This window comes from Lacinutrix jangbogonensis, assembly GCF_000797445.1.
Taxonomy (GTDB): Bacteria; Bacteroidota; Bacteroidia; order Flavobacteriales; family Flavobacteriaceae; genus Lacinutrix; species Lacinutrix jangbogonensis.
On sequence record NZ_JSWF01000032.1, the window covers coordinates 134,931 to 160,542 of the forward strand.

Genomic DNA, 25,612 nt, shown 5'->3' on the forward strand with positions numbered 1-25,612 from the left:
CTTTAGGTAATGCCAAAAATGTTGATATTAAAAGAGAATTCCACTTGTGCTAAGGAGCATTAAGGAAACAGTTGGAAACGAAAAACTAAAATTTATGAAAGTAACAGATCACATAAAAAACGCAAAAGGAAGCACGCAGTTTTCTTTCGAAATTTTACCACCTTTAAAAGGGCAGCATATACAGTCTGTTTTCGATAATATAGATCCGTTAATGGAATTTAAACCACCGTTTATAGATGTTACTTATCATCGGGAAGAATATACTTTTAAAGCGGTTGGAAACGGATTACTAAAAAAACAAGTGGTTAAAAAACGTCCAGGAACTGTTGGTATCTGTGCGGCAATACAAAATAAATATAATGTAGATGCGATACCACATATTTTGTGTGGCGGTTTTACAAAAGAGGATACCGAGAATTTTTTAATCGATTTAGATTTTTTAGGTATTGATAATGTTGTGGCTCTTCGTGGAGATGCTGTAAAAACAGAGACTTATTTTACACCCGAAAAGGAAGGGCATCATTACGCGAGTGAACTGGTGTCTCAAATTTCGGATTTAAATAAAGGTTTGTATTTAGATGAAGCGTTACAAAATTGTTCTACAACTAATTTTTGTATTGGTGTTGGTGCTTATCCCGAAAAACACATGGAAGCACCAAGCTTAGATAGCGATATTCATTTTCTAAAAAAGAAAATTACAAATGGGGCAGAATATATTGTAACGCAGATGTTTTTTGATAACGGAAAGTATTTCGATTTTGTAAAAAAATGCAGAGCAGAAGGTATTACTGTGCCTATAATCCCAGGATTGAAGCCTATTTCTACTCGAAAGCAATTAAATATTATTCCGCATCGGTTTCATGTAGATTTACCTGAAGCCTTAATTATGGAAATTATTAAATGTAAAGATAACAAGCGGGTTCGCCAAGTTGGTATTGAGTGGTGTGTGCAGCAATCTAAAGCATTGGAAAAGGCAGGGGTTCCAGTATTGCATTACTATTCTATGGGAAAAAGCGATAACATAAAAGCAATCGCTCAGGCGGTATTCTAATTTGTTGCGATTAAAAACCTTCAAAGCATTTTGCGTAATAATAAATTACATACTTTTGCCAACTAATTAATTCGTTAGATGAGGTATTTATTATACGCTTATATTTTATTTTTTTCTATTTGTATTTCGGCTCAAGAAAGCAAAAATGCATTTACACTAGATGTTAATTATTTTTATGGAAATATTACAGAGCACAATAGTGATATTTCGCATTTAATAACTGGTCATCCATCTGGTGTTATTTTAAGTTATAACCAAAAAACTTTTGGAAAAAAGGCTTGGCAAAGCAGATATAATTACCCAGATTATGGAACTTCATTTATTTATCAAAAATTTAATAATGAATTTTTAAGTGAAAATTATGGAGTATATGCGCATTATAATTTTTACTTTCTTAAACGAAATCTAATGCTTCGCATTGGGCAAGGACTTGCGTATAATACTTCGCCTTACGATAAGGTTGAGAACTTTAGAAATAATGCATTTGGTACACAATTTTTAAGTTCATCTTATTTAATGTTAAACTATAAAAAAGAAAACCTTTTTAAAGGTTTTGGTTTTCAAACAGGTTTGTCTATCATTCATTATTCTAACGCTAATATAAAAGCACCAAATAGTTCTATAAATAGTGTCGTTTTTAATGTTGGAGTAAATTACGTGTTTGATGCAGAACGGCAAACAGAATATATTCCTGCTAAAGAAGACAAGTATTTTAAAGAAAAAATAAAATATAATATTGCTTTTAGAACCGGAGTTAACGAAAGCGATATTATTAATTCTGGGCAATATGCTTTTTATGTGGTGTCTGCTTATGCCGATAAACGATTAAATAGAAAAAGTGCTATTCAATTTGGAGCAGACGTGTTTTTTTCAAATTTTCTAAAGAAACATATTCAATATAAAGCGGTTGCATTTCCAGAAGATAATGTAAGTGGAGATGAAGATTATAAACGTGTAGGGCTATTTGTTGGGCACGAACTGTTTATTAGTAAAACGTCTATTGGATTTCAATTGGGTTATTACGTTTACTATCCATTTGATTTTGAAGGTCGCGTGTATAATAGAATAATATTAAAACGTTATTTTGGAGATAAATTGTATGGTGCATTATCTTTGAAGTCTCATGGAGCCAAAGCGGAAGCTGTGGAAATAGGAATTGGAATACGACTGTAAATGAAAAAAATAGTATACATACTTACACTACTAATTTTGGCTAGTTGCGATAGCGAAAATGCGCCAGATTGTTTTAAAAATGCTGGTGATTTAATTGAAAAAGAATTTGCCGTGGCACCATTTACCAAAGTAACGGTCTTTAAAAATATAGAATTAATTGTTACCGACGCTTTAAATTATAGTGTAAAAGTAGAAACAGGAGAAAACTTAATGGACGCTATTGCTGTTACTGTAGAAAATGGCAGATTACTTTTAAACGATAATAACGGTTGTAATCTTTTTCGAGATTATGGCTTAACCAAAGTATATATAAATGCTCCAAATTTAACCGAAATTAGAAACAGTAGCCAGTTTACAGCGCGCAGTAATGGAGTTTTAAACTATCCAGAACTAAAATTATTGAGTGAAGATTATTTTAGTGATTTTTATAATAACGGTATTTTTAATGTAGAAGTTAATGCCACAGATATTTCTGTAGTCATTAACAATTTTACAACTACTTATATTTCTGGAATAACAACTAACTTAAAAATTAATCACGCCTCTGGAGATGGACGTTTTGAAGGTAGAAATCTTATAGCACAAGAGGTTACTATTTATCATCGTGGAACTAACGATATCATTGTAAATCCGCAACAAAAGTTAACAGCTAATTTGGTAAGCACAGGTAATGTTATTTCGGTAACAACACCTCCAGTTTTGGATATTCAAGAGCAGTTTGATGGACGTGTAATTTTTGAATGATATAATATCATCATTTCCATTACTTGTGCTGAATTTAGCTCTTTAGGGCGTTCCCTTTTTAAGCTGAAAGGCTTAAAAACGTCAGGCTGTACATTATATCTTTTTTTTTATATAGAACACGTTGTAGTATCTCTGTAACTCATTAAATTTTATTTCACTTTTAGAACTTTAATCCATTACAAAAAAAGGATGCTATTTCCATCCTTAACGCGCTTACTCGATTGTCTTACTCAAAATCTAAATTCTTAAAGTGTAGTTCCTCGATTTCTATTTGTTATATGCGCATGTTAGCTACTGCCTTTTATTCCATTCATCAATGCTCATAATTTTAGTCAGTTCAAGAGTTTCCTTTTTTCCGTTTGAATATTCCTTTTCCATTTTCGCTAAACCAACACCTTTTATATAATAACTATATTGAGTGTATTCAAACTTTTCTGTTGAATTCACAACAACAGTTTTGTAAACCCCTTTTAGTTTAATTGCTTCGTATTCTTTTCCGAGAATATTGATTTTAGATTTTCCGACAAACACTCTTTCTTTTGAAAATATCGTTTTATATGTTCCATCATAATCAGTTTCTGTGGAATATTTATAAGGTTCTTTAGTTTTCTATTTGAAAACATCAATATCTTGGGGAATGTTATAAACAAGAAGTAAAAGACCTTTTTGGTTTTTGAGATAACTTGTGAATTCGATTACTTCTGTTCCTTTGTGAGTAACCTTTTCTTTAAACAACTCATATTGTCTGAAGTCACTTTCAAACGCTTCTGTGGTTAGAATTTGATTCTTTAAGTCGGAAGTTAGTTTTCAATATTGGGTTTTAGTTGGTTCTAATTTGCATTCATATTTATAAACTTTTCCATTAGTTAATTCAGACATTGGAAAATAATATTCCTTAACTGAACATCCTGGTAAAGTCATAATTATAATAAATATAGAAATCAGTTTTGCGTATTTCATTTTTTAGGTTGTAGCTAACTCGTTATAAAGTAAGTTTTATTGTCGTTATCCCGTATAGTTACTTTTCTTACACGATCAAAAAGACTTCTTATTTGCTAAAAACACATCATGTTACAGTAACTCTAGTAATAAATAAATTTAGGTAGTCAATGCCCTAAACATACTTTCCAAACTAGCATTCTTTTGATTGAGCTGAAGAATTTTTAGGTCACTATCATGAGCAAAATCAAAAACATGAGAACGCATGTCTTCTTTTGTAGAAAATATTATTTCGTAAATAAAATCGTGTGTGTTCTTAACACTTTTCGCATTGGGTAATTTTAGTAGAAATGCATCTTCAACTCGATAATCAAATTCAACAATAACTGTTTGCTCTTGGCCATCGCGAAGCTCGCTTAGCTTTTTATTAGCAACAATTTCACCTTTATTAATAATAATCACGCGATCACACATGGCTTCAACCTCTTGCATTATGTGTGTAGAAAGAAAAACGGTTTTTTCTTTACCAATAGATTTAATAAGATTTCTAATTTCTACTAATTGATTTGGGTCTAATCCAGTAGTAGGCTCGTCGAGAATGAGAACATCTGGATTGTGCAATAAAGCATTTGCTAAGCCAACACGTTGTCTGTAACCTTTAGACAGTTGACTTATTTTTTTATGAGCTTCAGATGCTAAACCAGTAAGTGAGATTACCTCCTCGATTCTGTTTTTGCTTACGTTGTAAACATCAGCATTAAACCCTAAATATTCACGAACGTACTGCTCTAAATATAATGGATTGTGTTCGGGTAAGTAGCCAACACTTTGTTGTACTTGTTTAGCATGGGTTAGAATTGGATGTCCGTTTACTGATGCTTTACCTTCAGTTGGATTAATAAAAGTGGTTAATATTTTCATCATTGTAGATTTTCCAGCACCATTTGGACCAAGAAATCCTACAATCTCTGGCTTCTTTATCTCAAAAGACACATTGTTAAGTGCTTTTTGCTCGCCATAAATCTTTGTTATATTTTCAACCTTTATTGACATCTTATAATCTTTCTTCAAAAATAAACATTCTGTAATTTAAACAAGACTTTGTATAGAAATCTTTAAATCTTATGCTAAAACCCTAAAATACATGCTTTAGTATTTTGATTTGTGAATTATTTATTTAATTTAGCATCATAATTATTATGAAAACATTTCAAATTACATATTATAGCTGGTTCTATTTCTTTTTTAGCAAAAAGAACGAGACTGCGTATATGTAATTGTAACATACATATATTTAAAACTAAGTCTCGATAATATTTATCGGGACTTTTTTTATTGAATAATATCAACAAAAGTTGAATCCCATTTAAAAAGAAATATAATTTGATTAAAACAGTAGCCATACAAGGAATAAAAGGATCGTTTCACCACATCGTGTCGCAAGACTACTTTGGTGAGCATACTGCTGTAAACGAGTGTCTGTCTTTCGATGATACTGTAGATGTTTTACTCTCTGGAAAAACAGAAGCAGCAATTATGGCTTTAGAAAACTCTATTGCAGGTTCAATTATACCAAACTATGCTTTGATAGATGCAAATAATCTTCATATTGTTGGAGAACATTATTTAGATATCCAGCATAATTTAATGGCATTACCAAATCAAAATATTCAAGATATTAAAGAAGTGTATTCGCACCCAATGGCATTATTGCAATGCAAAGCATATTTTAAAAATTATCCACATATAAAATTAATTGAAGATAAAGATACAGCAGATGTTGCAAAGCGAATTCAAGATCAAAAACTTAAAGGTGTTGCTGCAATAGCGAGCCAATTGGCAGCTTTAATTTTCGAGCTTAATATTTTGGAGGAAAGCATACAGACCATTAAACACAACGAAACACGTTTTGCTATTGTGAAGCAAAATAATTCTGAAATTAATAAAACTGAAATAAGCAAAGCTTCAATTAAATTTGAGCTTGATCACAAGCGCGGAAGCTTAGCAGCAATCCTTAATGTTATGAGTGATTGTAAGCTTAATTTAACCAAAATACAATCCTTGCCTATAATTAAAACACCTTGGCTTTATGCCTTTTTTGTTGATGTTACTTTCCATGATTATAAAGATTATGAAAAGGCAAAGGCAATAATAGAAATTATGGCAACACATTTTAAGGTTTTAGGAGAATATAAAAACGCAAAAAAATAATGGAAGTCGCAAAAAGATTACATAGCGTTGAAGAGTACTACTTTTCTAAGAAGTTAAAGGAAGTTAATGTCCTTAAATCTCAAGGCAAGCCTATTATTAATTTAGGTATTGGAAGCCCAGATTTACAACCACCTGGAAAAGTAATTTCTGCAATTACAGATAGCCTTACATCAGGTAATGCTCATAAATACCAAAGCTATCAAGGTTTGCCAGAACTACGTGAAGCAATCGCAGGTTTTTATAAAACGCATTTTCAAGTGAATATTAATGCAGCAAACGAAGTGTTGCCGCTTATGGGAAGCAAGGAGGGTATCATGCATATTTCTATGGCTTTTTTAAACGAAGGCGATGCGGTTTTAATTCCAAATCCAGGGTATCCAACATATACTTCTGTTACTAAATTATTACAGGCTGAGCCTATATTTTACAATTTAGCTGAAGCTAATAACTGGTGTCCTAATTTTGAAGAACTTGAAAAACAAGATTTATCTAAAGTGAAGATTATGTGGTTAAATTATCCACACATGCCAACTGGAGCCAAAGCGACTAAAGCAATGTTTAAAACAGTAATAGCTTTTGCTAAAAAGCATAATATTTTAGTGATAAATGATAATCCGTATAGTTTTATTTTAAATAAAGAGCCGCTAAGTATTTTAAGTGTTAAAGGTTCAAAAGAAGTGTGTTTAGAATTAAACTCACTAAGCAAAACATTTAATATGGCGGGCTGGAGAGTTGGAATGTTACTAGGTAATCAAGAGTTGCTAAATGCGGTTTTAAAAGTGAAAAGTAACATGGATTCTGGTATGTTTTATGGCATTCAAAAAGGAGCTATTGAAGCATTAAATTCTTCAGAAATGTGGTTTGTAAGTTTGAATAGTATTTATGAGCGAAGACGTAAACTAGTTTGGGAATTAGCTGCTAAATTAAATTGTTCTTTCGATGAAAATGCAAGCGGATTATTTGTTTGGGCAAAGTTACCTCCGTTTTTTAAATCTGAAGAATTTATAGATAAATTATTAATAGAGAATAATATTTTTATAACACCAGGGACTGTTTTTGGTAGTCAAGGTGAAGGTTATGTCCGTTTTTCATTATGTGCAACAACCGATGAAATACAAGAAGCAATTGCAAGAGTATGATAAATAATATTTACATAATAGGCGTAGGTTTAATAGGAGGGAGTTTAGCTTTAGATATAAAGAAAAAGCGACCGCATGCTACTGTTTATGGTATAGATAATAGTGCACAGCACCTAGCAGAAGCTTTAGAATTAAATGTTATCGATGCAAAAGCAACCTTGGGCGATTTAGACAAAGCAGATTTGGTAATATTATCTATTCCTGTAGATTCTGCTGTGGCATTATTGCCAAAAGTATTGGATAAAGTTTCAGATTTTGGATTGGTTGTAGATGTTGGTTCTACCAAACAAGCTATTTGTAATGTGGTAGAAACTCATTCAAAACGAAGAAATTTCTTAGCTATGCATCCCATTGCCGGAACAGAATTTTCTGGACCTAAAGCAGCCATTTTTGATTTATTTCAGCATAAAACAAATATTGTTTGCGAAGTTGAAAAAACAGCTTTCAAACTTCAAGAAAAAGCATTGGGTTTATTTTCAGAAATAGGCATGAGAATGCGTTACATGAATCCGGAAGCGCACGACAAACATATTGCTTATGTGTCTCATTTATCGCATATTAGCGCTTTTATGTTGGGTAAAACGGTTATAGAAAAAGAAAAAAACGAACGCGATATTTTCGATATGGCAGGTTCTGGTTTCGAAAGCACAGTACGATTGGCAAAAAGTTCACCTGCGATGTGGACACCAATTTTTAAACAGAATAAAGATAATGTTGTTGAGACTTTGGAAGATTACATCACGAATTTAACACAGTTTAAAAACATGATGGAGAACGATGATTTTGAAGGTGTTTTTAATGAAATGAAAGACACCAATTATATAAAACAGATATTAAACGGAATACAGTAATAACAAAACTTAAAAACTAAATAGCAATAACTTTAGGGCTTTTGGAATTTAGAATTTTTTAGTTGGAATTTTAGAATTATGGAAAATAAAAAAGAAATGAGAAACTGGTTGGATGCTATGAAATTAGACCATCCATTAGTAATCGCGGGACCATGTAGTGCAGAGACGGAAGAGCAAGTTTTAAAAATCGCTCACGAGCTTAAAGATACTGACGTTAGCTATTTTAGAGCGGGTATATGGAAACCACGTACACGTCCAGGAATGTTTGAAGGTGTTGGAGCTTTGGGTTTAAATTGGCTTAAAAAAGTAAAGGAAGAAACGGGAATGAAAACCTGTACAGAAGTTGCCAATGCAGCGCATGTAAAGTTGGCGATTGAAAATGATGTCGATTTACTTTGGATTGGAGCACGCTCGACTGTGAGTCCATTTATAATGCAAGAATTGGCAGACGCTCTAGCTGGAACAGATAAAATTGTTTTAGTAAAAAATCCAGTAAATCCAGATTTAGCCTTATGGTTAGGTGGTATTGAAAGATTATACTCTGCAGGAATTAAAAATTTAGGAGCAATCCATAGGGGTTTTTCTACTTACGAAAAAACCAAATATAGAAACATTCCAGAATGGCAAATTGCTATCGAATTTCAAAATAAATTTCCAGATTTGCCATTAATTAACGATCCATCTCATATTACAGGAAAACGTGATATGGTTTTTGATGTCTCTCAAACAGCTTTAGATCTTAATTTTGATGGTTTAATGATTGAAACACATACAGATCCAGATAATGCATGGAGTGATGCTGCACAGCAGGTTACGCCTGAAACATTGGTGAATATGATGCAGGATTTGAAAATTAGAAAAGTGAGCGATCCTGAAGCAGAATACAATAAAGATCTAGCTAATTTAAGAGCGCAGATAGATGTTGTAGATAATCAACTAATAGATTTAATGGGTAAACGTATGCAGGTTGCAGATGGCATTGGTGTATTAAAAAAACAAAAGAATGTTGCTGTTTTACAAAGCAAACGTTGGAATGAGATTCTAGGTAAAATGGTATTACAAGGCGATGAAAAAGGCTTAAGCGAAGAATTTATTTTAAAGCTTTTTAAAGCAGTACACCAAGAATCTATTAATCATCAAGAGAAGGTAATAAACGGGTAGAATATTTCTATAAATTATTTTTAATGCCATTATTAGTTAATCATTTTTAAATATTAATTAATAATGGCATCTTTGTATTAATGACAGGACTAGTATATAAATCTACAGGAAGTTGGTACACAGTTAAAACAAAACTTGGTATCACGTACGAATGCCGCATAAAAGGTAAATTTCGTTTACAAGGCATTAAAAGCACTAATCCTATTGCAGTAGGTGATTACGTGGATTTCGAATTGGATACCAAAAGTGATCAGGAAACAGGTGTTATTGATAAGATTCATGATCGTGAAAATTATATTGTTAGAAAGTCTGTTAACCTGTCCAAGCAAACACATATTATAGCATCAAATATCGATCAGGTTTTTTTGTTAATAACGATAGATAATCCGCCAACATTTACAAGTTTTATAGATCGTTTTCTAGTAACGGCAGAGGCGTATTCTATTAAAACGGTATTGGTTTTTAATAAAATAGATACGTATAACGAAGATACTATTCTTGAAGTTAAATACTTAGAACATATCTATACGAATATTGGTTATGAATGTGTTAGTGTTTCAGCTAAAACAGGAGAGAATATAGATAAAATTAAAACGTTGATGGAAGGCAAAGTGAGTGTGTTTACAGGTCACTCAGGAGTGGGTAAATCTACTTTAGTAAACACTATCGAGCCAAGTTTAGACTTGAAAACAAAGACTATTTCCACACAGCATTCACAAGGGCAACATACTACAACATTTGCAGAAATGTTTGATTTAAGTTTCGATGCAAAAATAATAGATACACCTGGAATTAAAGGTTTTGGAGTTGTAGATATGGAAAAGGAAGAAATAAGTGATTATTTTCCAGAATTTTTTAAGTTGAGTCAGGATTGTAAATTTAACAACTGCATGCATATAGAAGAACCTAAATGCGCCGTTAAAGAAGCATTAGAGAAAGATGAAATTGCTGCTTCACGTTACCGAAGTTATGTCCAAATAATAGAAGGAGACGATCAGCATTACAGAACCGATATTTGGGATAAAGATTAAAAAATAATACCGTTTTCACAGAATGCAAACATGAAAGTAGTTATTCAAAGGGTTTCAAAAGCAAGCGTTACAATTGAAGGCAACAGTGTAGCTTCTATAGAAAACGGACTTTTAGTCCTATTAGGAATCGTTTCAGAAGATACTCAAGAAGACATCATTTGGCTAACCAATAAAGTTGCAAACCTACGCATCTTTGAAGATACAGACGGTGTAATGAATAAATCTTTATTAGATACCAATGGAGAAGCTATTGTTGTAAGTCAATTTACGCTTCAAGCCAGTACAAAAAAAGGTAACAGACCAAGTTATACAAAAGCAGCGCGTCCAGAAGTTGCCATTCCATTATACGAAGCTTTTAATTCAACATTAGAATCTATAGTAAACAAGCCTATTCAAACAGGTGTTTTTGCTGCAAATATGAAAGTAGAATTACTCAATGATGGTCCTGTAACAATTATTATAGATTCTAAAAATAAAGTATAATTTTTTTTTATATTTATTCTTCAAAGTATTAATTGTTAGTATATTTCTAATCTAAAATAAATCAATGTTTAAAAATATTTCGTTGAGCATAATGTTTATGTTTTTTGCGCTTATTTGTGCATCGCAATCAAGCAAAACTGATGCTTTAACAATAAGTCCAGAACTAAAGAATAATGCTAATGCAGTGATTAGGTTTAAGTCTTTAGAGATTGAAATTAAGGCCTATAATAAGATGATTATAAAAGAGCATCGCATTGTTACCGTTTTAAATGAATACGGAATTCGAAATATTGGTGCCTATTTGGGTTATGACGATACTGTCAACATTAAGGAAATGAATGCTGTTATTTACGATGCATTTGGAACAGAAATTAAAAAAGTTAAAGAAAGAGATTTTAAAGATGTTAGTGACGTATCTGGAAGTACATTGTTTTCAGATAATAGACAGAAATACTTAAGTTACACACCATCTAGCTATCCCTACACAGTTGAGTTTACTAGCGAATATGTGACGTCTACAACTTCATTTATGCCAAGATGGGCTCCTTTAGAAAACTATTATGTAAGTACAGAATTTTCTAGTTTTAAAGTTGTGAATAATTCAAGTATTGTGCTAGAAAAAAAGGCATCACATTTTGAAAATTATAATATAACTGAATTATCCGATTTCCATTTTGAGGCGAACACAATCAAAGCGATTAAAAAAGAAGCTTATGCGCCAAATTTTTATTCTTTTGCACCACGCTTAAAACTAGCCTTGCAAGAATTTGATATGAAAGGTGTTAAAGGGACTAATTCTGGATGGCAGTCTTTTGGAAAGTGGGTCGATACAGATTTAAATAAAGGCACAGAAGCATTACCAGAAAGTGTAATAAACGAAGTTAAAAACCTAACGCAAGCAGCAAATTCTAACATAGAAAAAGCTAAAATTGTTTATAAATACATGCAAGACAAAACGCGCTATATAAGTGTTCAGGTTGGTATTGGAGGCTGGAAACCAATGTTGGCTAGCGATGTCGATAGATTAAGTTATGGCGATTGTAAAGCTTTATCTAATTACACAAAAGCATTACTTAAGGCCGTTGGTATAGCGTCTTATTATACCTTAATTTATGGTAATAGTAATATCCAAAATATAGACAAGAATTTCTCTTCTCAGCAAGGAAATCATGCTATTTTAGCAATGCCATACCAAGACGATTATGTGTTTTTAGAATGTACAAGTCAAACAAATCCATTTGGTTATATCGCAAATTTTACAGATGATAGAGATGCTTTAATAATTACTCCAGAAGGCGGTAAAATTATTCATACTACAATATATAATACACAAAGCAACACCCAAAATACTAAAGCGACTATAACATTAGATGTACTTGGAACGTTAAATGCATCACTTGATGTCACGTCTCAAGGGACTCAGTATGATAGATATTCGCAGTTAGAAACAAAAGAAGAAAAAGATAGAATCCTTTATTATAAAAATAGATTCGATAATATTAATAATCTCGAAATTTTATCCATGACTATTAATAACGATAAAGAAAATATCGTTTTGACTGAGAATTTAGAAGTAAAAGCCACTAAATATGGCTCAAGAGCGGGAAATAGAATACTATTAATACCAAACGCTTTTAATAAAAACACTTATATACCACCAAGATATAAAAATAGAACCCTGCCTTTTGAAGTCGATAGAGGGTATGTAGATGTAGATGAATATGTTTTTAATCTTAGCGAAACACTATCAATAGAAGCGGTATTCGATCCAATAGCAATAAGTAATAAGTTTGGCGAGTACAGTGCGAAAATTGAAAAAATAAGCGATAAAAAATTTAAATATACGCGAAAACTGACATTCAATAAAGGCAAATATAGCAAAGAAGATTATCAAGATTTTAGAAAGTTCTATAGCGATATTGTCAAAAATGATAAATCTAAAATAGCATTAAAAAAGTAAAAGAATGAATTTTAAAAACACAGCAGTAATAGTATTTCTATTAACCATAAGTGTAGTGTCAGCTCAAGATTATAGATTTGGTAAAGTAAGTAAAGAGGAGCTTAAGGAGACCATTTATAGAAATGATTCTACTGTTGATGCAGCGGTGTTGTATCGGGAATTAAAGGTTCATTACCCATACAGACAAGGAGAAGGTTTTAATCAATTTGTTGAAGTTTTTGAACGTATAAAGATTTATAATCCTGAAGGCTATAGATTTGCGACCATTAAAAATAAACTGTATGATGAGAGTTCTGAAAAAGAGGAACAGATTGAAGGTCTAAAAGCATATACGTACAGTCTTGAAAGTGGGAAAGTTAAAGACGTAAAATTAAAGAAAGACGGAATTTTTGAAGAAAAAATAAATCAATTTTGGAAGTCACACAAATTCACGATGCCAAATTTAAAAGAAGGCTCAATAATTGAATATACGTATAGAATAGAATCGCCATTTATGTCTATAGATGACGTGAATTTGCAATATGATATTCCAATTAAAAAATCTAAAGTCGAGATCTTTGTGCCAGAATATTTTATTTTTAATAAAACGATAAACCCTAAAGCGGCTTACCACCCAGAAATTGTTGAGAGCTCTATGAATAGAACAGAAGTACTTACTAAAAGTCAAGTGACCCTAACTAATGGTTCGGGTTATCAAACGGGTACAAATAGTAAAAATCCTCAATTAAAGTTTACACAAAATAAAATTGAAATAATTGGTTCTAATATTCCTGCATTAAAACGAGAAATGTTTGTCGATAATATTAATAATTACCGTTCAAAATTATTAATGGAATATGTTGCTTATAAAAATTCAGATGGTAACACAAGATATTTTTCTAAAACATGGGAAGATGTCTCTAAAACAATTTATAATAGCTCAGATTTTGGTGCTCAGCTTTCCAAAGAAGGCTATTTTAAAGATGATGTAGATGTTATTGTAAGTAATTCTAACGCTGAAAAAGAAATAATAGCAAAAATATATAGCCTCGTAAAAAAGAAAGTAAAATGGAATGGTTTTACTGGTTATAAGTCCAATGAGAATTTAAGGAAAGTGTATAAAGAAGGCTCAGGAAACGTAGGAGACATTAACCTAATGCTTGTAGCAATGTTGCGTTATGCTGGAATAGCTGCAAATCCTGTATTGTTAAGTACAAGAGCTAATGGTATTCCACTCGCCCCTACTTTAGATGGTTTTAATTATGTAATCTGTCGTGTTAAATTAGAAGAGGGTTATGTGCTTTTAGATGGGACAAGCAACTACAGTACCGCAAATATTCTTCCAGAAAGAGCCATAAACTGGCAAGGAAGAGTAATCGACGATAGAGGTTTTTCAGATTGGATAAGTTTAAAACCAGAAACAGTTTCAGATAAGATCTATCAAATGAATATTAATATTCAAGAGGATTTATCTATTGATGGAAAATTAAGAGAAAAACTAACTAACTACTTAGCCCTAGATTTTAGAGAGGACTATGCTAAAGTAAAACCAGAGAGTATTATTGCGGAATTAGAAAAAGAAAAAGGATACATAGTCATTGAAAATCTAGACATAAAAAATAAAACAGACTTAAGTAAACCAATTCTTATATCTTACGATTTTAAACTAGATAATGCTGTAGACGAAATAGGAGGAAAGCTTTACTTCTCTCCACTGTTATTTTTTGGTAATAATACGAATGCATTTGTGCAAGACACTCGTGTTTATCCCATAGATTTAATATATCCTCAAAACGCTAAATATAGAATAAGTATTAATTTACCAGAAGGATACGAAGTAGAATCACTACCGGGAAACGCAAAGTTTGTACTCAATACAACCGAAGGTGAGTTTTCTTATGTTATTGTCCCTAACGGAAAATCTATTCAGTTAGTTATTAGTTCAAACCTTAAAAACACTTTAATACTCCCAAAAGGATATCCGGAATTTAAAAAATTCGTACAATTATCTTCAGAGAAAAAAGCAGAAAAAATAGTGCTTAAAAAAGTGTAATAAAAAAAATATGGCATCACTCTTTGGTCATGGATTAGTTGGTTTTACATTAACTAAAATCGCTAGTGCAAAGACAAGTAAATTACTACTATTCTTAGCAATTGGCTCTGCAATATTTCCAGATTTAGATGTTGTTACATTTGGTAAAATACCTTATTCGCATCCTTTTGGGCATCGTGGATTTACACATTCCATTGTGTTTGCTGTTATTTGGGCTGCGATCTTAGCTTTTATATTTACAAAAACGAAGCGTAAGCTGTTTTTTATTGTCCTTTTTCTGTCTACAATATCGCATGGTATTCTAGATGCTTTAACAACAGGAGGAAAAGGCGTTGGTTTTTTAATTCCGTTTAATAATGATCGCTTTTTCTTTCCCTGGAAAGTAATAAAAGTGTCACCTATTGGAATAAGTAAATTCTTTTCAAGTTGGGGAATGGAAGTGATTTTGAGCGAATTAAAATATATTGGTATTCCATGCCTAATAGTTTTATTATTTTTACATTTTAAAAGAAAGACCAATGAACATTAAAAACGCACAGCAAGAAGTCGATACCTGGATTAAAAACCATGGTGTTCGTTATTTTAATGAGCTTACCAATATGGCCCAGCTTACTGAAGAAGTAGGCGAGGTAGCCAGAATTATCGCGAGACGTTATGGAGAGCAAAGCGAGAAAGAAAGCGATAAAAACAAAGATTTAGGCGAAGAATTAGCAGATGTTATGTTTGTGGTTTTATGTTTAGCAAACCAAACAGGAATAAATTTACAAGATGCTTTCGATAAAAAATTAGATCTAAAAACCAAACGCGACCACGATCGCCATCATAATAACGAAAAGCTGAAATAACAGCTTTGTTATTTCTGCTTAAGTATGAATTTACTTTTTTCTATGAATATAAAACTCCAAAAATCATCAATTAATAAAACGACTTCAATACAAATAACAGGCTCAAAAAGTGAGACTAATAGATTGTTACTACTGCAAGCCTTGTATCCAGAAATTAATATTGAGAATGTTTCTAATAGTGACGATTCTCAATTAATGACAAAAGCTTTGGCCGCGACAGGGCAAGTAATAGATATTCATCATGCAGGAACTGCTATGCGTTTTCTAACGGCTTATTTTGCTGTTCAAAATAACCGAGAAACACTAATTACGGGCTCTAAACGCATGAAAGAAAGACCAATTAAAATTTTGGTCGATGCATTAAATCAACTAGGAGCAGACATTTCATATCAAGAAAATGAAGGCTTTCCGCCACTTTTAATAAAAGGGAAACAACTTACAAAAAATAAAGTATCTCTAGACGCTAATGTCAGTAGTCAATATATTTCGGCATTATTACTAATAGCTTCAAAATTAGAAAACGGATTAGAACTCACCTTAAAAGGTAAGATAACTTCTGTGCCTTATATAAATATGACTTTGAGTTTATTAAGTCAATTAGATATAGAAACGCAGTTTATAGATCATGTGATCACAGTAAGGCCGCAACAAGAAAAAGTAAAATCTAGAACATTAACAGTAGAGTCAGACTGGTCTTCGGCTTCTTATTTTTATAGTATTGCGGCTTTAGCACCAGTTGGAACTTCAATTATAATTTCATCTTATAAAAAAGACAGTTTACAAGGCGATTCTGCATTAGCAGAAATTTATAAAAGCTTTGGTGTTGCAACCACTTTTCATGAAAATACTGTGCGTATTGAAAAAATAGCTAAAGTAGATGCTCTAAATTCAATAGATTTCAATTTAGAAAATGCACCAGATATAGCGCAAACAATCTCGGTAACAGCTTTTGCTTTAGGTCTAGAGTCTAATTTAACAGGATTACACACGCTTAAAATAAAAGAAACAGATCGATTAGAAGCTCTAAAAACTGAAATCGAAAAATTAGGTGGAGCAGTTAAAATCACTAACGAAAGCCTTCATGTTAAAGCGTCAAATAAAATTAAAGAAAATGGTGTTATAGCCACATATAGTGATCATAGAATGGCAATGGCTTTTGCGCCTTTAGCTTTAAAAGTACCTATTGAAATTGAAGATTATATGGTGGTTTCAAAATCGTATCCAACCTATTGGGACGATTTAAAACAACTTGGTTTTAAATTTAATGCTAAATAAAAAATAATAATCACTCATTTACTTGACAACGCCTATGTTGAGATTGTATATTTGCCACTTTCTAACCTTAAATTTTTATCGACGTGAAAATGAAACTATCACACTTTAACTTCGAGTTACCCGAGGAGTTATTGGCAGAATATCCAGCAGAAAACAGAGACGAATCTCGTTTAATGGTTTTAAACCGCAAAGAGCAAACCATAGAGCACAAGCAGTTTAAAGATATTATTGATTATTTTGATGAAGATGATGTCATGATTCTTAATAATACAAAAGTTTTTCCAGCACGTTTATTTGGAAACAAAGAGAAAACTGGAGCCAGAATTGAAGTTTTTTTATTACGTGAGTTAAACGAAGAGCAACGCCTTTGGGATGTATTAGTAGATCCAGCACGTAAAATAAGAATAGGAAATAAATTATATTTTGGTGATGACGAAACATTAGTTGCCGAAGTAATAGATAATACAACATCAAGAGGAAGAACATTACGTTTTCTTTACGACGGGTCTTATACAGAATTCCGTAAGAAATTAACCTCGTTAGGCGAAACACCTTTGCCTAAATACATCAAACGAGATGTAGAACCAGAAGACGAACACCGTTACCAAACCATTTTCGCAAAAAAGGAGGGTGCTGTTGCAGCTCCAACCGCAGGAATGCATTTTTCTAAGCATTTATTAAAGCGTTTAGAAATAAAAGGTATCGATTTTGCTGAGGTCACTTTACATGTTGGTTTAGGTACTTTTAATTCTGTAGAAGTAGAAGATTTATCTAAGCATAAAATGGATAGCGAAGAAGTAACTATAGGTCCAGAAACGGTAGAGAGAATAAACAAAGCGTTAAAAAAGCGACGTCGTATTTGTGCTGTAGGTACAACTGCAATGCGAGCTGTAGAAAGTGCTGTATCTTCTAATCATACCTTAAATGAAATTGACGGTTGGACAAATAAGTTTATTTTTCCTCCTTACGACTTTAGTATTGCTAACGCAATGATTACTAATTTTCATACGCCAAAATCTACATTAATGATGATGACCTCTGCATTTGCAGGACACGATTTTGTTAAACGTGCGTATGACGAAGCCGTTAAAGAAAAATATAAATTCTATAGTTATGGAGATGCGATGTTAATTATTTAATCCTGAAATATTTGCTGAACTTGTTTCAGTACCTCAGGAAATTATTATCACGATTTTCAATACACAATTTAGCCTTGTCACTTTAGACAAGGCTTTTTTTTTGCTAATTTTATTTGGGCGTTACTCACTTTTGCTCTTATAGGCAAAAGTAAGTCGGGCTTTCGGCAGTCGCTCTCTGCGAGGAGCTTCAACAAATGCCTCCATCCCTAACGCAGACTTATCTGTTAAGTTTTGCGTTTTACAAAAGTACAAGCAAACAACAATATTTAATTACCTTTGCATTACAATATGGAAATAAAGAAAAAAGACATACGCGCATTAACCAAAGAACAGCTTAGAGATTTCTTTGTAAAAGAAGGAGACAAAGCCTTTCGAGGAAACCAAGTGTACGAATGGTTGTGGAGTAAAGGCGCTCATACTTTTGAGGATATGACTAATATATCTCTAGAAACGCGCCAAATGATGGAAGATAGCTTTGTTATCAATCATATTGAAGTTGATACCATGCAACGTAGTAGTGATGGTACAGTTAAAAACGCTGTTAAGTTACACGATGGGTTAATTGTGGAATCTGTACTTATTCCAACAGAAACGCGCACTACAGCTTGTGTTTCTAGTCAAGTTGGTTGTAGTTTAGATTGTAAATTCTGTGCAACTTCGCGTTTAAAACGCATGCGGAATCTAAATCCAGATGAGATTTATGATCAAGTTATTGCTATAGATAGAGAAAGCAAATTGTATTTTAATAGACCGTTAAGTAATATTGTGTTTATGGGTATGGGAGAACCACTCATGAATTATAATAACGTTATTAAATCCATAGAGAAAATTACCTCTCCAGAAGGCTTAGGGATGTCTCCAAAACGCATTGTGGTCTCAACGTCTGGTGTGCCAAAGATTATTAAAAAAATGGCAGACGATCAAGTCAAGTTTAATCTTGCTGTATCGCTGCATTCTGCAATAGATGAGGTAAGAACACAGATTATGCCTTTTAACGAAACCTTTCCGCTTAAAGACTTAAAAGAAGCATTAGAATACTGGTACGAGAAAACAGAACGTAAAATAACCTACGAATACATTGTTTGGGATGGTATTAACGATAGAACTGAAGATATTGATGCCTTAGTTAAGTTCTGTAAATATGTGCCCTGTAAGGTTAATATTATAGAATACAATCCTATCGACGATGGGCAGTTTCAGCAAGCCTCAAGTGCTGCGATAGATAATTACATTCAAGAATTAGAACGCAATCGCATTGTTGTAAATGTGCGTAGAAGTAGAGGTAAAGATATTGATGCTGCATGTGGGCAGTTAGCAAATAAAGCATAAAAAAAATGCCTTACAATTAAGTAAGGCATTTTTTTCTAAAAGAAATTTTAGATTACTTCTTAATAATCTTTATTGTTTCAGTTTTATTGTCTGAAGTAATATTTATTATATAAATACCACTATTTAAATCACCAATATTTATAGTGTTATTTGTTATTGAGTTTTTCTTAAAATTAAGAACTTCTTGTCCTAATTGATTGTAAACTTTAACATTTTCTATTTCTAATTCTGTTTTTATTGTCAACTCATTTATTACAGGATTTGGAAAAACAGAGAAAGAAGAATTTTCAAACTCAGTTACGCTTAAAGAAGGATCCATTTCTGTTCTAAAACTCCAAACTGGAGAGTTTACAGCTAAACCACCAACGTTTTTTGCTACTACTTGCCAAAAATACTCAGTATCGTATGTATTACCAGTAATATTAACAGAAGTAGAACCTAATGAACCTAACAAAGTTAATGTAGTAGCTGAGTCTCCAAAATAAATATCATATGCTGTTGCTGCATCTCCAGTTGCTGCTGCTACCCATGCAAGTGCTACAGCATTAGTGTTGGCAGCATCAAGAGGTACATCTATTGCCATATCTGCTGGAGTAGGAGTTGAAACAGGATCAGGCGCACTAGCATTCGCGATCATATCAATATTATCAAGAATCCAACGGTCTCCGTTATTTTGTTCTAATACAAAGGCTACATAAATAGGTTGTCCAATATAAGCTGTTAAATCTACTGTATGTTGAGATAAAGGTCCTCCAGACCAAACATCGGTTTCTGTTTGAGTGTCCACAGTAGTGAAATCTGCGTGAGTTGTTTGTGATGCAGTAGAAACTCTAATAGTGTAAGTACTGCCGTAATCTGCAGCAAAACTATCAGATTGATCAAATGATAAAATGAAATTCGTTGCACTTACAGTAAATTGTGGCGAAACTAACCAGTCTTCTGCTGAAGTTGTTACAGCTTCCCAAGTAACAAAAGCTAAATTATTTGTAGTCCCGTCATTAACTTGCCAATTTTGAACAGCACCTTCTCCATTAGTTCCAATGAATGATGTCCAACCAGTTGGTATAGTAATACTTCCTTCAAAGTCTTCGGTTAATTGAGCTTGTACTTGAAGTACAAGTAAAAAAGATAATAATAAAGTAATTTTTTTCATAGTAATAAGATTTTAGTATTAATTGTGTACAAAGATAAGAAATTAACCTAACATTATATGTTAAAGTATTTAAGGGTAAGGTTATCAAAATTATAGATAATTACTTTCAAGAAGTAGAGCGTAATCGCATTGTTGTAAATGTACGTAGAAGTCGAGGTTAAAATATAGCTGTTGCTAGTTGACAACTAGCAATAAATCTTAGTATCTATTTTTTATTCAACTCTAGTTTTTCAGCAAAATAATCACAAAAATCTTTCATTGTAGCTGTCATTTTATCATCCTGTGTTGCACGATTAAAAGTACTACTCATAGCTACTAAAGTCTGGTGGAAGAATATTTTCATCTCATCTACAGGCATATCTTTAGTCCATAAATCTATACGTAAAGATTCTTGAGCAGTACTATCCCAAACCGAAAGCATCATCGCTTTAGCTTCGGCATTTGTAATACCTCCATCTTGAGCGGTCCAGTTTATTTTTTCTGGAACACGATTCTCGTCTAATTCTACGTTTAATGTGATTTTAGATTTTAAGTTAGCCATTATTTTCTTGGTTTGTAATTTGCGTTATCGAATATTTCTTTAGTGCTTTTTGTAAGCATTTGCTTAAAAGAGATGGTATTGTTTTCCATATAAGCACGTACTATTTGCCAGCCAATATATTTACCAAGTTCTCCAGGCGAATCACTATCTATTTGTTCTAGATAGAACTTGGAGAATGGCGAAGGATTAATAAACCGACTTGCAAGTTTTGGGTCTGTATTGTAAAGTAATTCCTTATCTACAAAATAACGCCAAATATATTCCTCATTAGCTTGAGCCCATTTATACTCAGTATCTGTGTAGCTTAATTTTTGCGAATTGCTTTTAAACGGAATGACTTTATCTTTAAAATATAACAGTTTGCCTTCGTAAATTAAATCGTCTAAAAATGTTTTTCTGCGTTGCTCAAAAGTATAATGCTTAGCATATTTGTTAGCCAAATCAACAACCATTAATTCAGGTTCCAAATCTTGGGCTATATACGCTTGAAGCCCTTGATAGAAAAAGTGGCCCTGACCTAAGTAATTGGCTAATGGTAATACAACAATAGTATCCGTAACAATAACTTTATTTATATAGTCCACGTCTGAAGCTACAGTAACTACTCTTGGTGTTTTAAATTGCGGGAAGTAAAATTTTAAATGCTGAAATAAAGATTCTATTTCTAAAGCTTCAGTTTTTAAATCTTTATATTTTTTTATGGTTTCGTTTTGTAATTCTATTTGTAGTGTGTCTTTTTGTCGGTCTAACCAAAAAGAATCATCATATTGTTTTGCAAACATAAACGGAAATGTGCCCTTCAGTTTAGGTAGGTCTTTGGGTGTGACTTCAGCGAAAGCTTTATCAAAGCGTTCTACGGTAAGATTAATACTTATTTTAGCAATTTCACTTTCAGTTTTATCTTCCTTTTCACAAGAAAAAATGCTTAAAAAAGTGAGTAAAAGAAAATAAATAGGTTTCAAAAGGCTTTTCATTTTTATTAATAAAGTGTTTGCTTTATTTTTGTTTGGCAAAGGTACTATTCTTTGTTTTAAATACTTCAAAAAATGCAAACAGAAAAAGTAGTAAATCATATCGTTAATTGGTTAAAAGACTATGCTTATAACGCAAAAGTTAATGGGTTTGTTGTGGGTATTTCTGGCGGAATTGATTCTGCAGTAACATCAATTTTATGCGCAAAAACAGGATTAGACGTCTTGTGTATAGAAATGCCAATTCATCAAGCAGCTAGTCACGTCTCTCGAGCACAAGAACATATTAAACAATTAAAAGCACGTTTTCCAAACGTAAGTGAAACGCAAACAGACTTAACTCCAGTTTTTGAGGAATTTAAAACTGAAGTGTCTCTTAAAGGAAAACAAGCTGTTGTAGATATGGCTTTAGCGAATACGCGTGCGCGGTTAAGGATGACAACTTTATATTATCATGCCGGATTATTAGGCTTGTTAGTGGCAGGGACAGGAAACAAAGTGGAAGACTTTGGTGTTGGGTTTTATACTAAATATGGAGATGGTGGTGTGGATTTGAGTCCGATTGCCGATTTACTAAAAAGTGAAGTTTATGCCCTTGGAGATTCTCTGGAGGTTCCACATTCTATAATGAAAGCTGCACCAAGCGATGGTCTTTTTGGTGATACTAGAAGCGATGAAGACCAAATAGGTGCTTCGTATCCAGAATTAGAGTGGGCTATGCAAAAAAGTGAAGATGGTAATACTGAAGCAGATTTTAATGGAAGAGAAAAAGAAGTATTTATTATCTATAACAAATACAATAGGTTAAACAAACATAAGATGTTGTCGATTCCTATTTGTGAAATTCCTAAAGAATTAAACTAAACGTTATATATAATATAATATTCGTTACCTTTGAGCGGTTATTATTTTAGCCTATTGTTAATTTTGTTTAACCTTTAATTGGTTAAACATAACAAATGAAATTTATAAAATTATGGTCAAGTTACTAGTTGTTGATCAGCATCCTATTGTTTGTAAAGGTCTAGAGCTTATATTTAGCGCAATGCGTGATATAAAATTTATGGGCAGCGTAAATAATGGTGAAGCGATCTTTGATTTTTTAAAAACGACTCCTGTTGATGTTATATTGACCGAAATCGATTTACCTAAACTTAACGGTATTACTGCTATAAGACGTATAAAAACAGATTTCCCTAATGTAAAAATTATTATGTTTAGTGCACAATCTGAAGAGGTCTATGCTGTAAGTTCTATTAAAGCTGGAGCTAATGGGTTTATACCAAAATCTGCCAGTTTAGAAACTATTAAAGAGGCTATTTTAAAAGTTAATAGTGATGGGTTGCATTTAAGTGATGCACTTATGCTTCGATTAAATAAAAACGCTAAAGGTTTAAAAGGGAGCTCCTATTATAAAAAATTATCTACAAGAGAGGTCGAGGTTTTAAAATTACTAGCTTCTGGAAAGCGTAATAAAGATATTGCTAAAGAGCTTGTTATTAACGAAAAAACGGTAAGTACTTATCGCGCACGTTTAATGAAGAAATTAAATGTAGATAATTTGGTGGATCTTGTTAATATCTCTAATACAATGGATTTATAGAACCCGATTTAGTTTTCTTGACAATAGCATTTTTAAACCTGAATAATCTTTCACCTCTTCTAAAACACTTCTGTTCACCTCATTTTTATTCTCCAAAGTTTGTTGCTGAAAACCAATTACTTTTCTATCAATTAAATGGCAGCGTAAACTTAAAATAGTCTCACTTACTAATTGCGGAATACTTTCTGTTTTTAACTTTGGAAAAATATCTTTACGATTCCAATCTGATAAAAAATAGCGTTCATCTTCCATTAAAATGGTAGTGATTTCATTGCCAACCTGAGCATCTACACTATTAATTAAATGCTGTGATGAAAATTCAGGGTTCTGATTTAAAGTTTCTATTATTTTGTAATACAAACTTTTAAACTGCTCGTTAGAAAATTCCATTTCATCATCTTGTAAGTCTAAAAACACTTTTTCGAACACTTTCGCTTGATGAATAATAGGTTCTAAAATTAAAACACCGTTTTCATTTTCTTTTAAAACAAGGTCTTCGAAATCTTGGGTTTTATTACCATAAAGGAGGAGTATTTCTATAATTTTTCGTTCTAAAACAAATTGCACATCAACCTTTTTTAGGGGTTGTTGGTGCTTAATAACTTCAAATGCTTGCTGTGGTTTTTGTTGTTGTTTAGATTGATCGTTTGCCTCTTTTTGTGTGAGTTGTGCAAGTGTGCTAAACAATACGCCTTCACTTATATCCATTATTCTAGAACATTCCTGGATATAAACTTCCCGTTTAATACGGTCTGGTATTTTAGCAATACTATTAATAATATCTCTAATAGTTTCTGCCTTTTTTATAGGATCGTTTTTAGAGTCTTCAAATAAAATGGAAGCTTTAAACTGAATGAAATCTTTAGCATTTTCTTCTAGATAATGCTTTAATTCTACTAGTGTATTCGTTTTTGCAAAACTGTCTGGGTCTTCGCCTTCAGGAAAAGTACACACCCTAACATTCATGCCTTGCTCTAAAATAAGATCAATACCACGAAGCGAGGCACGCATTCCTGCCGCATCACCATCAAAAAGTACAGTAATGTTTTTTGTAAGTCTGTTTATTAATCGAATTTGGTCGCTAGTTAGGGCCGTTCCAGAAGAGGATACTACATTAGTAATACCCGTTTGATGAAACTGTATAACATCTGTATAGCCTTCTACCAAATAACAATTATCTTCTTTGGCAATACTCTGTTTTGCATGGTAAATACCGTACAACACTTTACTTTTATGGTAAAGATCGCTCTCTGGTGAATTTAAATATTTAGCAGCTTTTTTGTCGTTGGTTAAAATACGCCCACCAAAACCCAAAACACGACCACTCATGCTTTGTATTGGAAACATCACACGACCTTTAAACCTATCGAATTGTTTAGTGCCTTTATCTATAGTTAACCCAGTTGCTGCTAAAAATTCTAACTTGTAACCTTTCTTGATGGCTTCGTCTGTAAAAGCACTCCACGCGTCTGTACAATAGCCTAAATCGAATTTTTTAATAGTTTCATCTGTAAAGCCACGCTCTTTAAAGTAGCTTAAACCTATAGCTTTGCCTTTGTCTGTTTTATGTAAAATATGCTTAAAATAGGTGTTGGCATATTCGCTAACTAAATAAAGACTTTCGCGTTGATCTTGTGCTTCTTTTTGCTCGTTAGACTGTTCGGTTTCTTCAATTTCGATATTGTATTTTTTAGCGAGATATTTTATAGCTTCTGGATAGGTAAAGTGTTCGTGTTCCATTAAAAAGGCAACAACATTTCCACCTTTACCACTTGAGAAATCTTTCCATATTTGCTTTACTGGAGATACCATAAAGCTTGGTGAGCGTTCTTCGCTAAACGGACTTAAACCTTTAAAATTACTTCCCGCTTTTTTTAATTGTACAAAATCGCCAATAACCTCCTCTAATCGAGCAGTTTCATATACTAGGTCTATGGATGATTTTGATATCAATTTTGAAATTTTTATCGCTTCCGCGGAA

Annotated in this window: 24 protein-coding genes; 18 read left to right on the forward strand and 6 right to left on the reverse strand. The window is 32.5% G+C overall.

Features of this window, described 5'->3' with window-relative positions:
* The first annotated feature begins 94 nt into the window (after positions 1-94).
* The 3 genes from metF to RH82_RS13150 all read left to right on the forward strand — a co-directional run bounded on the left by metF (position 95) and on the right by RH82_RS13150 (position 2,968).
* Complete coding sequence (gene metF, locus RH82_RS13140) at positions 95-1,051, forward strand: methylenetetrahydrofolate reductase [NAD(P)H] (protein WP_034061390.1); 957 nt, start codon at positions 95-97, stop codon at positions 1,049-1,051.
* A gap of 78 nt (positions 1,052-1,129) precedes the next feature.
* Entirely contained in the window at positions 1,130-2,224 is a 1,095-nt protein-coding gene (locus RH82_RS13145) for an acyloxyacyl hydrolase (protein ID WP_034061391.1), read from the forward strand.
* Positions 2,225-2,968, forward strand: coding sequence for a head GIN domain-containing protein (locus RH82_RS13150; RefSeq protein WP_034061392.1), 744 nt, complete (start codon positions 2,225-2,227; stop codon positions 2,966-2,968).
* Positions 2,969-3,259: 291 nt separating this feature from the next.
* Here RH82_RS13150 and RH82_RS13155 read toward each other — a convergent pair whose 3' ends face one another.
* Positions 3,260-3,499 (reverse strand): hypothetical protein, encoded by a 240-nt coding sequence (locus RH82_RS13155; protein WP_034061393.1) that lies wholly within the window; start codon positions 3,497-3,499, stop codon positions 3,260-3,262.
* Positions 3,500-4,066: 567 nt separating this feature from the next.
* Positions 4,067-4,960, reverse strand: a complete 894-nt coding sequence (gene gldA, locus RH82_RS13160) for a gliding motility-associated ABC transporter ATP-binding subunit GldA (RefSeq protein ID WP_034061394.1) — start codon at positions 4,958-4,960, stop codon at positions 4,067-4,069.
* Between the two features lie 330 nt (positions 4,961-5,290).
* On the opposite strand from gldA, the gene RH82_RS13165 reads away from it, so the two are divergent.
* The 13 genes from RH82_RS13165 (at position 5,291) to rlmN (ending at position 19,363) form a co-directional block, all read left to right on the forward strand.
* Positions 5,291-6,118: a prephenate dehydratase gene (locus RH82_RS13165; protein ID WP_034061395.1), complete on the forward strand. Its 828-nt coding sequence runs from the start codon at positions 5,291-5,293 to the stop codon at positions 6,116-6,118.
* Entirely contained in the window at positions 6,115-7,257 is a 1,143-nt protein-coding gene (locus RH82_RS13170) for a pyridoxal phosphate-dependent aminotransferase (RefSeq protein WP_206420435.1), read from the forward strand. Before RH82_RS13165 ends, RH82_RS13170 begins: the two co-directional genes overlap by 4 nt.
* Positions 7,254-8,108 carry a prephenate dehydrogenase gene (locus RH82_RS13175; RefSeq protein WP_034061397.1) on the forward strand — a complete coding sequence of 285 codons (855 nt, stop codon included), beginning with the start codon at positions 7,254-7,256 and terminating at the stop codon, positions 8,106-8,108. The genes RH82_RS13170 and RH82_RS13175 overlap by 4 nt, the downstream gene beginning before the upstream one ends.
* A 78-nt stretch (positions 8,109-8,186) precedes the next feature.
* On the forward strand, positions 8,187-9,269 hold the full coding sequence (locus RH82_RS13180; protein ID WP_034061399.1) for a bifunctional 3-deoxy-7-phosphoheptulonate synthase/chorismate mutase type II: 1,083 nt from the start codon (positions 8,187-8,189) through the stop codon (positions 9,267-9,269).
* A gap of 80 nt (positions 9,270-9,349) precedes the next feature.
* Positions 9,350-10,300, forward strand: a complete 951-nt coding sequence (gene rsgA / locus RH82_RS13185; protein WP_034061400.1) for a ribosome small subunit-dependent GTPase A — start codon at positions 9,350-9,352, stop codon at positions 10,298-10,300.
* 30 nt (positions 10,301-10,330) lie between these two features.
* Positions 10,331-10,783 (forward strand): D-aminoacyl-tRNA deacylase, encoded by a 453-nt coding sequence (gene dtd, locus RH82_RS13190; protein WP_034061401.1) that lies wholly within the window; start codon positions 10,331-10,333, stop codon positions 10,781-10,783.
* Positions 10,784-10,847: 64 nt separating this feature from the next.
* Entirely contained in the window at positions 10,848-12,743 is a 1,896-nt protein-coding gene (locus tag RH82_RS13195; RefSeq protein WP_034061402.1) for a DUF3857 domain-containing protein, read from the forward strand.
* A gap of 4 nt (positions 12,744-12,747) precedes the next feature.
* On the forward strand, positions 12,748-14,775 hold the full coding sequence (locus RH82_RS13200) for a transglutaminase-like domain-containing protein (RefSeq protein ID WP_034061403.1): 2,028 nt from the start codon (positions 12,748-12,750) through the stop codon (positions 14,773-14,775).
* Between the two features lie 10 nt (positions 14,776-14,785).
* On the forward strand, positions 14,786-15,304 hold the full coding sequence (locus RH82_RS13205; protein WP_034061404.1) for a metal-dependent hydrolase: 519 nt from the start codon (positions 14,786-14,788) through the stop codon (positions 15,302-15,304).
* Complete coding sequence (locus RH82_RS13210) at positions 15,294-15,620, forward strand: nucleotide pyrophosphohydrolase (RefSeq protein WP_034061405.1); 327 nt, start codon at positions 15,294-15,296, stop codon at positions 15,618-15,620. Before RH82_RS13205 ends, RH82_RS13210 begins: the two co-directional genes overlap by 11 nt.
* Before the next feature lie 42 nt (positions 15,621-15,662).
* Positions 15,663-16,895 carry a 3-phosphoshikimate 1-carboxyvinyltransferase gene (gene aroA, locus RH82_RS13215; protein ID WP_034061469.1) on the forward strand — a complete coding sequence of 411 codons (1,233 nt, stop codon included), beginning with the start codon at positions 15,663-15,665 and terminating at the stop codon, positions 16,893-16,895.
* Positions 16,896-16,984: 89 nt separating this feature from the next.
* Positions 16,985-18,034: a tRNA preQ1(34) S-adenosylmethionine ribosyltransferase-isomerase QueA gene (queA, locus tag RH82_RS13220; protein ID WP_034061406.1), complete on the forward strand. Its 1,050-nt coding sequence runs from the start codon at positions 16,985-16,987 to the stop codon at positions 18,032-18,034.
* 288 nt (positions 18,035-18,322) lie between these two features.
* Positions 18,323-19,363, forward strand: coding sequence for a 23S rRNA (adenine(2503)-C(2))-methyltransferase RlmN (rlmN, locus tag RH82_RS13225; protein WP_034061407.1), 1,041 nt, complete (start codon positions 18,323-18,325; stop codon positions 19,361-19,363).
* Positions 19,364-19,415: 52 nt separating this feature from the next.
* Here the strand turns inward: rlmN and RH82_RS13230 are convergent, their stop codons facing one another.
* From RH82_RS13230 to gldB, 3 genes are all read right to left on the reverse strand, one after another.
* Positions 19,416-20,516 carry a T9SS-dependent choice-of-anchor J family protein gene (locus RH82_RS13230; protein ID WP_034061409.1) on the reverse strand — a complete coding sequence of 367 codons (1,101 nt, stop codon included), beginning with the start codon at positions 20,514-20,516 and terminating at the stop codon, positions 19,416-19,418.
* Positions 20,517-20,721: 205 nt separating this feature from the next.
* Positions 20,722-21,057: a gliding motility protein GldC gene (gene gldC / locus RH82_RS13235; protein WP_034061410.1), complete on the reverse strand. Its 336-nt coding sequence runs from the start codon at positions 21,055-21,057 to the stop codon at positions 20,722-20,724.
* A complete protein-coding gene (gene gldB, locus RH82_RS13240) occupies positions 21,057-22,019 on the reverse strand; it encodes a gliding motility lipoprotein GldB (protein ID WP_156112480.1) in 963 nt (320 codons plus the stop codon). The genes gldC and gldB overlap by 1 nt, the downstream gene beginning before the upstream one ends.
* A gap of 84 nt (positions 22,020-22,103) precedes the next feature.
* Between gldB and nadE the strand changes: the two genes are divergently transcribed.
* Together nadE and RH82_RS13250 are read left to right on the forward strand one after the other, a co-directional pair.
* Positions 22,104-22,892 (forward strand): NAD(+) synthase, encoded by a 789-nt coding sequence (gene nadE / locus RH82_RS13245; protein ID WP_034061411.1) that lies wholly within the window; start codon positions 22,104-22,106, stop codon positions 22,890-22,892.
* A 112-nt stretch (positions 22,893-23,004) separates the two neighbouring features.
* Positions 23,005-23,631 carry a response regulator gene (locus RH82_RS13250; protein ID WP_034061412.1) on the forward strand — a complete coding sequence of 209 codons (627 nt, stop codon included), beginning with the start codon at positions 23,005-23,007 and terminating at the stop codon, positions 23,629-23,631.
* Here the strand turns inward: RH82_RS13250 and dnaG are convergent.
* Positions 23,626-25,584: a DNA primase gene (dnaG, locus tag RH82_RS13255; protein ID WP_034061471.1), complete on the reverse strand. Its 1,959-nt coding sequence runs from the start codon at positions 25,582-25,584 to the stop codon at positions 23,626-23,628. The two genes, RH82_RS13250 and dnaG, sit on opposite strands and share 6 nt — an antisense overlap.
* Positions 25,585-25,612: the final 28 nt, after the last annotated feature.